The following is a 14,427-nucleotide window of genomic DNA, read 5'->3' as shown; positions in this document are numbered from 1 at the left end:
TCCCCTCTCAAAAATTAATTTATAATATTTTTTTTGCTTCTAGTAGTCTTTGAACTGCTGTAAATAAAACGACTATAGAAAATAGATTTGCTATCGTTCCAATATAACTTTGAAATAAAATCATCAAAGTAAAAAGTATAAATCCCTCACTCCTTTCAGCTACACCAGCTTGATAATAAAATGATTTCATACCTTTTTTATCAGTTAAGGCCCCAACAGTTAAAAATATAGTCATTGACATAAGAATACTACTTAAAAGAATCATTAGATTTAACCTTACATCAATCATCTTCAAGCCAAATACTAAAATCATACTTATTTCTACTATTCTGTCAAAAGTAATATCCATTAATGTTCCAAATAAGGATGTTTTATTACTACTTCTCGCCATATCACCATCTACAGCATCTAGGTATCCTGAAACCCATAATGTAATTATTGCTAGCACTTTCATATCGAGATATATAAATAAAGACGTAGATATTCCAACTATAAGTGCTATTATTGTCACGTTATTTGGAGTTAATTTAAGTTTTAAAAAGAACTCTGCTCCTTTGATTATAAATGGCTCTACATATTTTCTTGCATGTGTATCTAACATATTATTTCCTTTCATTAGCTTATATACTTTTTATGGGAATTTATTAAGTTTCTATATTCATCTTCTTTGCTACTTCTATTCCTTTATACCTTGTACTCCATTTTTTAATAGATGATGTTTTTTTCTGGGTTAATTTATTTTTGTTTATAACATCAACATCAAAAATTAAATCTAATACATGTAGTACTTTTTTATCTGCCATTAACATAGACTCACAACAAGATTGACAGTATGAGATTACATAATCTGTTTTTTCATTATTTGCTCTATTTTTGGTCTGGTTTATAGCAACTTCATTATTAGTAACTCTTACCATACCTCCAGAGCCACAACACTCTGTGTTTTCTCTATTTTTTTCAAATTCAATTATTTTTATTCCCATAAAACCTAGTATATATCTGACTGATTCATGTATATTATGCTCATTTCTTATAGGGCATGGGTCATGTAATAAAAATTCCTGATTTAAATCATCATAATGATTTTTTAGATTTTCTGGAAGTCCATATTCTTTTATCACTTCCCATATTGAAGTCACTTTTATATCACTATTATTTCTTATAGTATTAAAACAATTTGGACAAGTTACGATTACTTCGTCTATATCATTTTCTCTAAATAGCTTGTCTATTTTAGAATAATATTTATCAAATTTATTTGTATCTCCCATAGCTAAAGTTGGCTTGCCACAACATTCAAAAGCTAAGGATATATTTTCTATATGATTTTCTAAATATTTATATGTTGCTAATACTAAGTCACTACTATAGCTAGAAAGGCTACATCCTGGAAAAAAAATCTTTTTGGTGTTTTTTTTAATAAATTTTTTTGAGAATAATGAAGAGAAACTATTAGTTTGATGAAATTTTATTGTTCTATATCCTATATCATTTAATTCTTTTTGATTGCTATGAAATATTTCTTTCCTTACATCAAAAAACATTTCTTTTAAATCTATATCTTTTGGACACTCTACCTTGCATATTCCACATAACATGCAAGAATATGGTATATTTTTATTTATTGATTTATTTTGCAAAATGTCTATCATAAGTTCTCTTGGTGAGTCTCCAAATTCTTTCATCATAGGACATACCTTAAAACATTTTTTGCAATTTATACAATCATTGTTATTTTTTTCGATTTTTTTTAACGTCTCTAATTTTAACTTTACCTCTTTTATACAAATACACCTCCATATTGATTAATAGCTTTTTTCTATAATAAAAAACTCATTCTATAAAATTATAACAAATAGAATGAGTTTTTTCTAATAGATATTATCTATGCACTTTTTAATATATTTTTATTCAACTGTTACTGATTTAGCTAAGTTTCTTGGCTTATCTACATCACAACCTCTTAATACAGAAACATGATAAGCAAGTAATTGCATTGGTACAACTGCTAATATTGGTGATAAAATATCATCTGAGTTTGGTATATAAATTATTTTTTCAGCAGCTTTTTCAACGTCTTTATTATGACTTTGAGCAATTGCTACAACATAAGCTCCTCTTGCTCTTACTTCTTCCATATTAGAAACCATTTTTTCAAATAATTTTTCTTGAGTAGCTATAGCAATTACAGGAGTTCCTTTTTCTATTAATGCTATTGTTCCATGTTTTAATTCTCCTGCTGCAAAAGCTTCTGCATGTATATATGATATTTCTTTTAATTTTAATGAACCTTCCATTGCTAAACTATAGTCTATACCTCTTCCTAAATAGAAAGCATGGTCAGAGCTAACAACTGTTTTAGCAACTTCTTTTATATATTCTTCATTATCTAATATTTCTTGTATTTTTGATGGTATTTCTTTCATCTTAGTAATCATACCATCATAAAACTCTCTAGTTATTGTTCCTTTTTTAATAGCAAAATCTAAAGCTATCATATATAAAGAAGTTATTTGAGTTGTATATGCCTTAGTTGATGCAACTGCTACTTCAGGTCCTGCCCAAGTATAGAAAACATCATCTGATTCTCTTGCTATAGATGAACCTACAACATTAGTTATTGAAAGTATTCTTGCTCCTTTAGCTTTTGAATCTCTTAGTACTGCTAAAGTATCTGCTGTTTCACCAGATTGGCTAACTAATATTACTAATGAGTTTTCATCTACAAATGGGTCACTATATCTAAATTCTGATGCTATATCAGTTATTACTGGTATATTTACAAATTTTTCTATAGCATACTTACCAAGTAATCCAGCATTATATGCCGTTCCACAAGCTACTATATAAACTTTATTTATTTTATCTAAATCTTCTTTAGAAATATTTATACTATCTAAAATTATATTTCCATTATCATCAAGTCTTCTTTCTAGAGTTTCTCTAACTCCTGTCGGTTGCTCATGTATTTCTTTTGACATAAAGTAATCATATCCACCTTTAGATGCAGCTTCTACATCCCATGTTACATGGAATACTTCTTTTTCTACAACATTTCTATTAGAATCATAAATTGTTACATTTTCATCTTTTAGGTGAACTATCTCTCCATTTTCTAAGAAATAAACATCTCTAGTATATTTTAATAAAGCAGGTATATCTGATGCTATAAAGTTTTCGCCTTCACCCACACCAACTACAAGAGGACTATCTTTTCTTACTGCAACTAATTCATTTCCATGTTCTTTACATATAACACCTAATGCATAAGCTCCTCTTAATTTTGATATAGTTTTATATACAGCGTCTAATAAGTTACCTTCATAGTATTTATCTACTAAATGTGCTATTACTTCTGTATCTGTTTGAGATTCAAATTTAACACCTTCAGAAATTAATTCTTCTTTGATTTCCATATAATTTTCTATTATCCCATTATGAACAACTGCTATTGTTTTAGCTTGATTAAAATGAGGATGTGAATTTACATCAGATGGTTCTCCATGAGTTGCCCATCTTGTATGTCCTATTCCCAAATTTCCATCAATAGGATTTTTTTCTAAATCTTCTGCAAGCACAGAAAGTCTACCTTTGAACTTTCTAATATTAAGTTCATCACAATTAGAACCATTAACTGCTACACCTGCTGAGTCATAACCTCTGTACTCTAGCTTAGAAAGCCCCTCTATGATAACTTCTGCTGCCTTTCTACTTCCTAAATATCCAACTATTCCACACATTATTTGTGTCCTCCTAAAAATATTATTTATATATTTTAAGAGTTAGGTCATATAAGTTTACTTTGGCTTCCCTTTGTCCATAGGATTACTCCTATTATTTAAAGAAGTCTTTCGATGGTAAACACACCGCAGAGCATCCGCCGACAATTCGATTAACTCTGACCTCGTCAACTTAGTTCCAATAATACTTAATTCTTGTGCCTATAACTAAGTTCTGGCGCTTAGAAAGGTGTCCTCAGGGTTTATATCTGAGAATACCCTTATAAATTACGATAATTTTTCTTGTATAAGATTAGCTAAATTTGTTGCTAATTCTTTTATTTGACCTTCCTCTTTACCCTCTAACATAACTCTAACTAATGGTTCAGTTCCTGATGGTCTTATTAAGACTCTACCATTTCCATCTAAAATAGATTCTATTCTTTCTATTTCAGCTTTTATTTCTGGATATTCCATATATTTGGTTTTATTTTCATTTTTTATTGTTGCATTCACTAGTACTTGTGGATATTGACTCATTATTGATGCAAGTTCTGATAAAGGTTTCTTTTCTTGCAATATTATATTTGCAAGTATTAAAGAACTAAGAACTCCATCTCCTGTAGTATTGTAATCTAAGAATATCATGTGTCCAGATTGTTCTCCACCAAGATTATATCCATTTTTAGCCATGTCTTCTAAAACATATCTATCTCCAACTGCTGTAGTAGATAATTTTATTCCATTTTCTTTTGCAGCTATTGTTAATCCTATATTACTCATAACTGTAACTACTAAAGTATCTTGTGCTAATTTATTATTTTTCTTTAAATTTAAAGCACTCAATATCATTATATGGTCTCCATCAACAATTTGACCCTCTTCATTTACTGCAATTAATCTATCAGCATCTCCATCATACGCAAGACCTAAGTCAGCATTATGTTCCAAAACAGCCTTTTGAAGTTGTTCTGGATGTGTAGAGCCACATTTATAATTTATATTGTTTCCATCTGGTGAACTATTTATTGAAATTACACTTGCTCCTAATTCATCAAATACTATTGGTGCTACTTTATACGATGCACCATTAGCACAGTCCAAAACCACTTTTAATCCTCTAAAATCAGTGTTAATTATTGATTTTAAATAATCTACATAATCTCTTTGTGCATAATGCTCATGTAATCTTCGTCCTACATTTTCACCAACTGGCATACAATCTACTTTAGCCATGTCATCTATATATTCTTCTATCTTTAATTCTATTTCATCATCCAATTTATATCCATTCTTATTAAAGAATTTAATTCCATTATATTCAACAGGATTATGAGATGCAGATATAACCACACCACAATCAGCACCATATTTTCTAGTTAAATATGCAACTGCAGGGGTTGGTATTATTCCAACAGTAATAACATCACATCCAACAGACATAAGACCTGCTATTAAAGATGCCTCCAGCATATCTCCTGATATTCTAGTATCTTTACCTACTACTACTTTTACTCTATGGTCTCCTTGAGCTAAAACAAATCCACCAGCTCTACCAAGTCTATATGCTAAGTCACATGTTAATTCTGTATTTGCTATTCCTCTAACTCCATCTGTTCCAAAATACTTTCTCACTAAATATTCTCCTTTCATAATTGAAAAGCTTGTAATTTGTATTATATTTTTATAATTCATAAAATACTATTATATTCTTAATTTCAGTCATAAAAATATTTTAATACTTCTCAGCAAAAAAGACAATAGAAATAATTCTATTGTCTTTTTTTTGACATCTTTTTTCTTTATTAGTTAGTTGCTCCGCAACATGTAGCATCCATACCTTTTTGTAAAGCTGCTCTGTTTAATGGAACAAATTTTTCTTTTCTAGGTCCGAAAACTTTTTTAAATGCTTCTAATACAGACTCTATATCTACTGTATCAGCTACTTTTAAGTAAGCTCCTAGCATTATCATATTAGCAACTTTATCATTACCTAATTCAACAGCTAATTCATTTGCTGGGATATAATAAACATCTACATCTGTTCTTTCAACTTTTTCTTTTATTAAAGAGCTATTTACTATTATTTTTCCACCAGGTACAACATCATCTTTAAATTTTTCAAATGCTGGTATATTTAATAATATAGCTGCAGTTGCATCATTTGTTATAAGTGGAGAACCAACTGGTTCACTAGATACAGTTACTGCACAGTTTGCTGTACCTCCACGCATTTCTGGTCCATAAGATGGTAACCAAGAAACTTCTTTACCTTCTAACATTCCTGCATAAGTAAGTAATTGTCCCATAGACATAACACCTTGGCCTCCGAAGCCTGCACATATTACTCTAGCTGTAGACATTTACTTCACCTCCTCAACTTCAACATTTTTGAAATTTCCTAATGGATAGTATGGTATCATATTGTCTCTTAACCATTGTAAAGCATCATTTGGAGCTAGTCCCCAGTTTGTAGGACAAGTAGATAATACTTCTACTATTCCAAATCCTAATCCTGCTTGTTGAACTTGGAATGCTTTCTTTATAGCTTTTTTAGCTTGTCTAACATGAGCTGGAGTATCAACTGCTACTCTTTCTACAAATACAGCTCCTGTTAATGTAGCTAACATTTCACTTACTCTTATTGGATAACCTTGAGTTTCAGCATTTCTTCCTGATTGAGCAGTAGTAGCTCTTTGTCCAACTAATGTAGTTGGAGCCATTTGTCCACCAGTCATACCATATGTTGTATTGTTTACAAATATAGTAGTTATTTTTTCTCCTCTAGCAGCTGCATGAACTATTTCAGCAGTACCGATTGAAGCTAAGTCTCCATCACCTTGATAAGTGAATACTGTGTTTTCAGGATGAACTCTTTTTATTCCTGTAGCAGCAGCTGGTGCTCTACCATGAGCTGCTTCTTGAGTGTCACAGTTAAAATATTTATATCCTAAAACTGAACATCCAACTGGAACAACACCTACAGCATCACCTAATACTCCTAATTCTTCTAATACTTCACCAACTAATCTATGGATTATACCATGTGTACATCCTGGACAGTAGTGAGTTTGAGTATCTTGTAACCCTTCAGTTTTCTTAAATACAACAGCCATTATCTAGCACCTCCTGCAACCAATTCTCCGGCAATAATTTTTTTAGCTTTTTCAACTATTTCTGCTGGTGTTGGAGTCATTCCTCCTGGTCTTCCATGGAAGTAAACTGGTAATTTACCTTCTACTGCCATTTTTACATCTTCCACCATTTGTCCCATACTCATTTCAACAGTTAATATGTTTCTAGCACTAGGGATTTGATCAAATGCTTCAAATGGGAATGGCCATAATACTTTAGGTCTTATAAGACCTGCTTTTATTCCTTCTTCTCTTAATATATCAATTGCGCTTTTCACTATTCTTGAAGTAGTTCCATAAGCTGCAAATATAAATTCAGCGTCTTCTGTTTTGTACATTTCATATTGTACTTCATTTTTTTCCATTTCATTGAATTTAGCTTCTAAGTGCCAACAGTGATCTTCTAATACTTCTGGCTCTAAGTATAAAGAGTTTATTACATTAGGTACTCTTTTTCCTTTAGTTCCAACAGTTGCCCAATCTTTAGGAGGCAATTCTCTTTTCTTTTCAGGAGCTTTGAATTCAACTGGCTCCATCATTTGACCTATCATACCATCTGCAACTACCATAACAGGTGATCTGTAGTAATCTGCAACATCAAAAGCTTCCATTATCATGTCAACAGCTTCTTGAACTGTAGCTGGTGCGAATACTGGAGTTCTGTAGTCTCCATTTCCTCCACCTCTTGTAGACATAAAGTAGTCAGCTTGTGAAGGTTGTATACTTCCAAGTCCTGGACCACCTCTCATTACGTTAAGTACAACACAAGGAACTTCTGCTCCTACTGCATATGTTATACCTTCTTGTTTTAAAGCAACTCCTGGTGAAGATGAAGAAGTCATAACTCTTGCTCCTGCACCTGCTCCACCATAAACCATGTTTATCGCAGAAACTTCTGATTCAGCTTGAACGAACGCTCCACCTATTTTAGGTAACTCTCTTGATAAATATTCTGGTAATTCACTTTGTGGAGTTATTGGGTAACCGAAGAAATATTTGCAACCAGCTTCTATAGCTGCTTTTCCAAATGCTTCGTTACCTTTCATAAGTATCTTAGCCATTAAAATTCCCCCTTAAATATTAATTTAAATTAATCTCTTTCTACTGTTATAACTACATCTGGACACATAGTCGCACAACTTGCACATCCTATGCATTTTTCCATTTCAGAAACAGTTGCTGGGTTATACCCTTTTTTGTTTATTGTGTTTGAGTCTAATTGTATGATTTTTACTGGACATGCTTCAACACATAATCCACAACCTTTACAACGTTCTTGATTAAAAGATACTTTTCCTTTAGCCATTTACCTAAGCCTCCTTAAACTTTCTATATATTTGAGCTCAAACTACATCCAGTCTTCTCTCATATATAATTTTATTGGAAAAATTTCTCCTTCTAAATCTTTTGGTAATTGTTCAACAAGATTTTCTAAGCATGCAACATATCTTATAGGTATATTACACTCCTTAGAAACTTCTTCTGCAACTTTTTGACCTCTTAATACATCATCAATAGTAGTAAATCTAATAAGATGAGTATTATTAATTAGACCTGTTACCTTTAGTTTAGAAGATTTTTCTATTTCCTTTATATATTGGATAACTTCTTCAGAAGTTTGAGTTTTCTCCCTATTTGCATTTATTACAAAAAGCATGTCATAGTCGCCTTCTTTTAATAAATGACTAAATCTTCCTATAACTCTAGCACCTACATTATCTCCGCCTAAGTCTATAACAGAATTGTATGAATGATCAACCATAGGTGACATTACTTCTGCTGATACTGCTGGTAAATCTAATGTTGGAGCATTAATTGAACTATCTATTGGTTGTATACCTAAAGATTTCATTAACTCTTTCTTTTCTCTAGTTCTAAAGTATACATTCACCACATCCAAATCAGCTATAGCAACTTTGCCAGAAACCATATCTCTTAATTTAACAACATAGTTCATCGCAAATTCACTTTTACCACTTCCATAGTGACCTGTTATGATTCTTATTCTTTTATCATTAGTTATCATAAACTTGAGCCTCTTCTTCACCAATTAAAACTCTAAGTCCACCTTGAGCTAATGCAATCATTTCATCTTCACCTGGATAAACTTTTACATCTGCTATAAATTTAACTCTATCTGCAATCATATCTGTAAACATTTTTGAATATGCGATTCCACCAGTTAATAATATTGCTTTTACATCTCCCTTAAGAACTGCTGCATTAGCTCCTATTTCTTTAGAGATTTGATATGCCATAGCTTCATATACTAATTTAGCTTTTTCATCACCAGCTTCAATTCTTTCTTCAACTTCTCTAGCATCATTAGTATTTAAATATGCAACTAATCCACCATTACCTTTTATTTTCTTTTTAATTTCATCTTGAGTATATTCTCCACTGAAGCACATTTTCACTAATGCTCCTACTGGTAATCCACCACTTCTTTCTGGAGAGAAAGGACCTTCTCCATCTAATGCGTTTGCAACATCTACTATTCTACCATTTTTATGAGCTCCAACAGAAACTCCTCCACCCATATGTGCAACTATAAGATTTATATCTTCATATTTTGCGTTTATCTCTTTAGCAAATCTTCTTGCTATTGCCTTTTGATTTAAAGCATGTACTACACTTGCTCTACTTATTTCAGGCATACCAGAAATTCTAGCAACATCTTCTAGTTCATCCACAACAACTGGGTCTACTATGTATGAAGGAACATTAACTTCATCACCTATTTGTTTTGCTATTATACCACCTAAATTTGAAGCATGTTCTCCTAAAACTCCTACTTTTAAATCTTCTATCATAACATCACTTACTGAGTAAGTTCCACCTTTTATAGGCTTAAGAAGACCACCTCTACCTACTACAGCATCTAAGTCAGATGTTTTTACTCCACCCTCTTTTAATGCTTCTTCTATTACTTGTTTACGAAATTCAAATTGGTCTGAAACCTTCTCATACTTTCCTATTTCTTCAGAAGAGTGTCTTAGTGTCTTTTCAAATACTAAATCCTCATTATCAAATACAGCTATTTTAGTTGATGTCGAACCAGGATTTATTGTTAAGATTTTAAATATTTTGCTCATTTGCCTATTTCCCCCTTAAATTTAAGCCTTTGCTGCCATTAAAACGCCCAAGGCTATTGAGTTAAGCTTAGTTTCTTCACTATCTGCTCTAGAAGTTAATATTATTGGTGCTTTAGCTCCAACTATAACTCCTGCATTTTTTGATTTTGAGAAAAATACTAAAGCTTTGTATAATATATTGCCACCTTCGATATCTGGAGCCAATAATATATCAGCTCTTCCTGCTACAGGATGATCTATACCTTTATGTTTAGCTGCTTCTAAAGACACTGCATTATCTATTGCAAAAGGTCCACCAACCATACAACCTTTGATTTCTCCTCTTTCATACATTTCTTCAAGTTCTTTAGCTTCAACTGTATCTTTCATTTTTGGATTTACTTTTTCTTTTGCGCATATTGCAGCAACTTTTGGTTCGCTTATATCTAATGAATGTGCTACTGTGCAAGCATTTTCTATGATTTGCTTTTTAGTATTTGTATCAGGAGCTAAGTTCATAGCTGCATCAGTTACGAAAAATAATCTGTCATACCCCTCTACATCAAATACTGCTACGTGGCTTAATACATTACCAGTTCTAAGACCCACTTCTTTGTTTAAAACTGCTTTTAGTATTATTGATGTGTCTACTAAGCCTTTCATTACCATATCGGCTTTTCCTTGTGAAACTAATTCAACAGATTTTAGAGATGCTTCTGCTAAATCTTTTATATCTATTACTTCATAATTTTCGATATCCATGTCTATGCTTTTTGCAATTTCTTTAGTCTTTTCTATATCACCTATTAAAATGGCATTTGCTATTTTTTCTTTTCTAGCCATTTCAACTGCCATTAAAACTTCTTTATCTTGACAACATGCTACTGATATAGTTTTAGGTCCTCTTTCTTTTGCAAACTTAATTACTTCTTCAAAACTTCTCATGCATTTCCACCTCATCTTGAATTTTTTGAAATAGAACTTTTATATCTCAATTAAATTATAACTCGTTCAGCAACGTTTTCCTAGGGATAATTGAAATATTTAATTCAAAAATATTTATTTAAATCTATTTATCAGTCTTTTTTCATATATCTAACACTTTTTAGATTTAACAAATATCTCATTGTCCTTATTTTATAATATAACTAAAATAAACAAGATGCAACAAAAACATAAAATTAACAAACTTAATTTTATAGATTTTTTTGTCGCATCTTGTAACAACTAAATATTCAAAATATTTGTTCATTCCACTTCAACAATATTAGGTTCTATATTTATTTTTTTAAATTGATATGTTGTTTCATATTTTATTTTATATTTACCATTTTCAGTAGGTGCTTCTGATAAATCGATATATAACGAAATATCTTTTTTATTTAGCTTACTTAAATCTTCTGTTGATTCTACAACAACTTGAATATCTCCAGTAAAAATTATACTCGGATTGTCCATATTTGCTGGAATATTTCTTAACATAATATCTTCTGAACTATATACAAACTCAGCACTTAATTGTTTTGTTTCATTTAGCTTTATAGTTATAGAGCTATCATCAATAGTTATTCCTTCTGGAATCTCTAGACTCACTTCTTTTTCCTCTCCATTAGCTAAATCAACTAAATCAATAGGTTTTGTCTTAATATAATTTATTTTGTCTATACTTTCTTTTTTACCTTTTATGCTAACTTCATCTTTACTTAATTTATAATTTTTCAATGTATTATTATCTTGATTATTATCCTTTAAATCTACTCTTATTGGTACAGTTTTTTCTTTTAATAATTGTACACTTGCTGTTACAGAATTTGAACTTAGTGTCACACCTTCAACCTTAGTTCCATCACTATTTAAAGGTATTAAATCCAATTTTTTAGAGAAATCTTCTGTCTCATTACCTACATTTAGATTAGCTCTTATATTCTTAACTTCCTTAACTAGACTCATTGGACCCGATATATCGACATAATTTTTATTCAGTTCAATTTTATCTATATTTCTTTTAGAATTTCCACTTACTTCTACCTTTATATCTCTTTTTTCTTTTATATTTTTCTCAAGATTTACTATTAAAACATCATGCTTAAATTCTAAAGTAACACCTTGAGGAATATTTGCTTTTAAATATACTTCTTTCTTACCTTGTATTGGGTCTTCAACAGTTCCATATACATGTATATCTTCTTTTTTAACTTTTTGTACCTTTGATAAACTACCTTTTATATACACATCTGCTGTTAATTTTTCGTCTGGATATATAACAAGATTTTTATCATTTAAATCACTCATATTACTTATAGATACAGGTATATCTTCAAACCCTCTAGTTTCTTCAGGGTCAACTACAGCCATGACATACATCCATAAAGCAATTGCACTTAAAAATGATATTATTTTTATTTTGGTATTATTTTTTAGTCTATTTATCATTTAAATATACCACCTTTGAAAAAACTTCTTGTTTCCGTATTCGTTTTTAGATTACTACGTAATATATTCATCATTCTTTCTCTAGAAATATCTCTATATAACTTACCAGCTTTAGCAATTGATACGCCTCCAGTTTCCTCTGATACGATTAGTGTTATACAGTCAGATACTTCACTTACACCTATTCCCGCTCTATGTCTAGTGCCTAAATCTTTACTTAAATCTTTACTCTCTGTCAATGGCAAGAAACATGCAGCTGCCTTTACCTTAGAATCTCTAATTACAACAGCGCCATCATGTAATGGTGTATTTGGTATAAATATATTTATCAATAATTGCCTAGAAATTTCAGCATCAATTATAGTTCCTGTATTTATTATATCACTTATTCTGGTTTCTCTCTCCATTATGATAAGAGCTCCTATTTTTTGTCTAGAAAGTGAATATAAAGCTTCTACAATCTCTTCTATAGTTCTATTAAGAGTTTCTTCTGAAGTATTTACATTTTTTCCAAATAAATTAAACTTTGCTCTTCCTATATGTTCAAGTCCTGCTCTAAATTCTGGCTGAAAAATTATAAGAGCTGCTATAACTCCATAATCCAGAGCCTTAAGAGATATCCAATAAACGGTATGCAATTTAAAAGTGTTACTAAGTTGAGTTGCTAGCAAAAGAAATATTATACCTTTAAATACTTGTTCTGCTCTTGTATCTTTTATAAACATAAATATTTTGTAAAAAATATATGCTACTATGGATATGTCAATTAAATCATATATACTCATTCTTAATATTATATTAAAAAATTCATTTAAAAAAGAATTTATATCTAACACAGTTTTATCCTCCTGTTCGATAACTTCTTAATTATTTACACTATGTATTATACTATATAAATCTAACTCTATACAAACTATTTAACTTTTGTGTAAATAATTCTATTTTTATAGATTGAGATTGTTAAATAATCTCTAAATACATTAAAAATATTGCTCATTAAATATATATTTTTTATTAAAGTTAAATCTAGTTTAAATAATTCAAATCATCAAGGCGCGAATACAAAATAGTACTCGCGCCTTGATGCAATTTTATACTATAAAATCTATTTCAAAATAAATATTATTTTTCAATATATGTTTGCTACAATAAATTTAATAATCTATTTATTAATTATATAAAATTGTAACATTATTTCTATATTTCTATTAATATTATATTAGTAATATTATTTTTATCTTATACTAATAATTTATCTTATAAATAATTTATATCAAGTTCTATTAATATCTTATTATGTATCTTTTCTAGAAATTATCTTTTATTATAAAAATAATTAAAACAACTTATCTATTTCAAAGTCATAGATATATTACTTATAAGTATAATAATTCATTTAATACAATAATCTACAAGCACTATATTATCAAGTATTTAGAATCTCTAGTATTTCATAGTAGATTTCATCGTTCTTTTTCAGTATAAGAAATTAATTTATAAATTTAAATAGTATTCTAATATCTTAGTACTATAAAGTATACAGTATAATGTATATGAGCCTATTTACTAATTAATTAAATCTATGCAATAAATCTTTCTATAAACTTCTTGTAGACTATTATACATTACCATTAATATGATTACAATATTAATGAATATAATGTAACTCTTATATAATTTTATATTGTTTAAAAAGACACAGGTGACATGCATGTATCCTGTGTCTTTTTAAACAATATAAAAGTTTACTATAAATATAGTAAACTTTTCTTAATGAGCGCACAGGGATTCGAACCCCGGACACACGCCTTAGAAGGGCGTTGCTCTATCCAGCTGAGCTATGCACCCAAATCATTATGGAGCGGGAAACGAGATTCGAACTCGCGACTTCAACCTTGGCAAGGTTGCGCTCTACCACTGAACTATTCCCGCTTATTTAATTTGGCGACCTGGAAGGGGTTCGAACCCTCGACCTCCAGCGTGACAGGCTGGCATTCTAACCAACTGAACTACCAGGCCGCAAATGGTGGGACCAGCAGGGCTCGAACCTGCGACCCCCTGCTTGTA

13 protein-coding genes and 3 tRNA genes are annotated in these 14,427 nt (G+C 30.4%); all 16 read right to left on the bottom strand.

Translation table 11 applies throughout. The annotated features are described in order from the left end of the window. Positions 1-19 precede the first annotated feature (19 nt). The 16 genes from IC213_RS11360 to IC213_RS11285 all read right to left on the bottom strand — a co-directional run bounded on the left by IC213_RS11360 (position 20) and on the right by IC213_RS11285 (position 14,379). Positions 20-616: a CDP-alcohol phosphatidyltransferase family protein gene (locus tag IC213_RS11360; RefSeq protein ID WP_227853332.1), complete on the bottom strand. Its 597-nt coding sequence runs from the start codon at positions 614-616 to the stop codon at positions 20-22. A 28-nt stretch (positions 617-644) separates the two neighbouring features. Next, complete coding sequence (locus IC213_RS11355) at positions 645-1,721, bottom strand: (Fe-S)-binding protein (RefSeq protein WP_227853333.1); 1,077 nt, start codon at positions 1,719-1,721, stop codon at positions 645-647. 186 nt (positions 1,722-1,907) lie between these two features. Beyond that, a complete protein-coding gene (glmS, locus tag IC213_RS11350; RefSeq protein ID WP_227434532.1) occupies positions 1,908-3,740 on the bottom strand; it encodes a glutamine--fructose-6-phosphate transaminase (isomerizing) in 1,833 nt (610 codons plus the stop codon). Positions 3,741-4,007: 267 nt separating this feature from the next. Further along, positions 4,008-5,354 carry a phosphoglucosamine mutase gene (gene glmM, locus IC213_RS11345; RefSeq protein ID WP_227483570.1) on the bottom strand — a complete coding sequence of 449 codons (1,347 nt, stop codon included), beginning with the start codon at positions 5,352-5,354 and terminating at the stop codon, positions 4,008-4,010. A 170-nt stretch (positions 5,355-5,524) separates the two neighbouring features. Continuing rightward, positions 5,525-6,082: a 2-oxoacid:acceptor oxidoreductase family protein gene (locus IC213_RS11340; RefSeq protein ID WP_227434530.1), complete on the bottom strand. Its 558-nt coding sequence runs from the start codon at positions 6,080-6,082 to the stop codon at positions 5,525-5,527. After that, the gene (locus IC213_RS11335; protein WP_003420710.1) at positions 6,083-6,835 is read right to left on the bottom strand and encodes a thiamine pyrophosphate-dependent enzyme; all 753 of its coding nucleotides are present in this window, start codon (positions 6,833-6,835) and stop codon (positions 6,083-6,085) included. After that, on the bottom strand, positions 6,835-7,914 hold the full coding sequence (locus IC213_RS11330; protein WP_227434529.1) for a 3-methyl-2-oxobutanoate dehydrogenase subunit VorB: 1,080 nt from the start codon (positions 7,912-7,914) through the stop codon (positions 6,835-6,837). The genes IC213_RS11335 and IC213_RS11330 overlap by 1 nt, the downstream gene beginning before the upstream one ends. A 29-nt stretch (positions 7,915-7,943) precedes the next feature. Then, the gene (locus IC213_RS11325; protein ID WP_227434528.1) at positions 7,944-8,159 is read right to left on the bottom strand and encodes a 4Fe-4S binding protein; all 216 of its coding nucleotides are present in this window, start codon (positions 8,157-8,159) and stop codon (positions 7,944-7,946) included. Between the two features lie 42 nt (positions 8,160-8,201). Continuing rightward, positions 8,202-8,879 carry an ATP-binding protein gene (locus tag IC213_RS11320; protein ID WP_227434527.1) on the bottom strand — a complete coding sequence of 226 codons (678 nt, stop codon included), beginning with the start codon at positions 8,877-8,879 and terminating at the stop codon, positions 8,202-8,204. Continuing rightward, positions 8,869-9,948, bottom strand: coding sequence for a butyrate kinase (gene buk, locus IC213_RS11315; protein ID WP_227434526.1), 1,080 nt, complete (start codon positions 9,946-9,948; stop codon positions 8,869-8,871). The genes IC213_RS11320 and buk overlap by 11 nt, the downstream gene beginning before the upstream one ends. 21 nt (positions 9,949-9,969) lie before the next feature. Continuing rightward, the gene (gene ptb / locus IC213_RS11310) at positions 9,970-10,872 is read right to left on the bottom strand and encodes a phosphate butyryltransferase (protein ID WP_227434525.1); all 903 of its coding nucleotides are present in this window, start codon (positions 10,870-10,872) and stop codon (positions 9,970-9,972) included. 303 nt (positions 10,873-11,175) lie between these two features. Then, entirely contained in the window at positions 11,176-12,360 is a 1,185-nt protein-coding gene (locus IC213_RS11305) for a YbbR-like domain-containing protein (RefSeq protein ID WP_227434524.1), read from the bottom strand. Continuing rightward, on the bottom strand, positions 12,357-13,196 hold the full coding sequence (cdaA, locus tag IC213_RS11300; protein ID WP_227434523.1) for a diadenylate cyclase CdaA: 840 nt from the start codon (positions 13,194-13,196) through the stop codon (positions 12,357-12,359). Before cdaA ends, IC213_RS11305 begins: the two co-directional genes overlap by 4 nt. 938 nt (positions 13,197-14,134) lie before the next feature. Further along, positions 14,135-14,208 (bottom strand) — tRNA-Arg (locus IC213_RS11295). 9 nt (positions 14,209-14,217) lie between these two features. After that, positions 14,218-14,292: transfer RNA gene (locus IC213_RS11290), tRNA-Gly, on the bottom strand. A gap of 10 nt (positions 14,293-14,302) precedes the next feature. Then, positions 14,303-14,379: transfer RNA gene (locus IC213_RS11285), tRNA-Asp, on the bottom strand. Positions 14,380-14,427 lie beyond the last annotated feature (48 nt).

The sequence above is a fragment of the Clostridioides sp. ES-S-0049-02 genome, from assembly GCF_020658465.1.
GTDB lineage: Bacteria > Bacillota > Clostridia > Peptostreptococcales > Peptostreptococcaceae > Clostridioides.
The sequence above is the reverse complement of the archived record's forward strand: the minus strand, read 5'-3'. Positions and strand labels throughout refer to the sequence as shown.

Excerpts from the sequence above, each read along its gene's own strand:
- IC213_RS11335 (WP_003420710.1), bottom strand. The coding sequence starts at position 6,835 with ATGGCTGTTGTATTTAAGAAAACTGAAGGGTTACAAGATACTCAAACT.
- IC213_RS11305 (WP_227434524.1), bottom strand. The coding sequence starts at position 12,360 with ATGATAAATAGACTAAAAAATAATACCAAAATAAAAATAATATCATTT.
- glmS (WP_227434532.1), bottom strand. The coding sequence starts at position 3,740 with ATGTGTGGAATAGTTGGATATTTAGGAAGTAGAAAGGCAGCAGAAGTT.
- ptb (WP_227434525.1), bottom strand. The coding sequence starts at position 10,872 with ATGAGAAGTTTTGAAGAAGTAATTAAGTTTGCAAAAGAAAGAGGACCT.
- IC213_RS11340 (WP_227434530.1), bottom strand. The coding sequence starts at position 6,082 with ATGTCTACAGCTAGAGTAATATGTGCAGGCTTCGGAGGCCAAGGTGTT.
- IC213_RS11320 (WP_227434527.1), bottom strand. The coding sequence starts at position 8,879 with ATGATAACTAATGATAAAAGAATAAGAATCATAACAGGTCACTATGGA.
- IC213_RS11360 (WP_227853332.1), bottom strand. The coding sequence starts at position 616 with ATGAAAGGAAATAATATGTTAGATACACATGCAAGAAAATATGTAGAG.
- buk (WP_227434526.1), bottom strand. The coding sequence starts at position 9,948 with ATGAGCAAAATATTTAAAATCTTAACAATAAATCCTGGTTCGACATCA.
- IC213_RS11325 (WP_227434528.1), bottom strand. The coding sequence starts at position 8,159 with ATGGCTAAAGGAAAAGTATCTTTTAATCAAGAACGTTGTAAAGGTTGT.
- IC213_RS11330 (WP_227434529.1), bottom strand. The coding sequence starts at position 7,914 with ATGGCTAAGATACTTATGAAAGGTAACGAAGCATTTGGAAAAGCAGCT.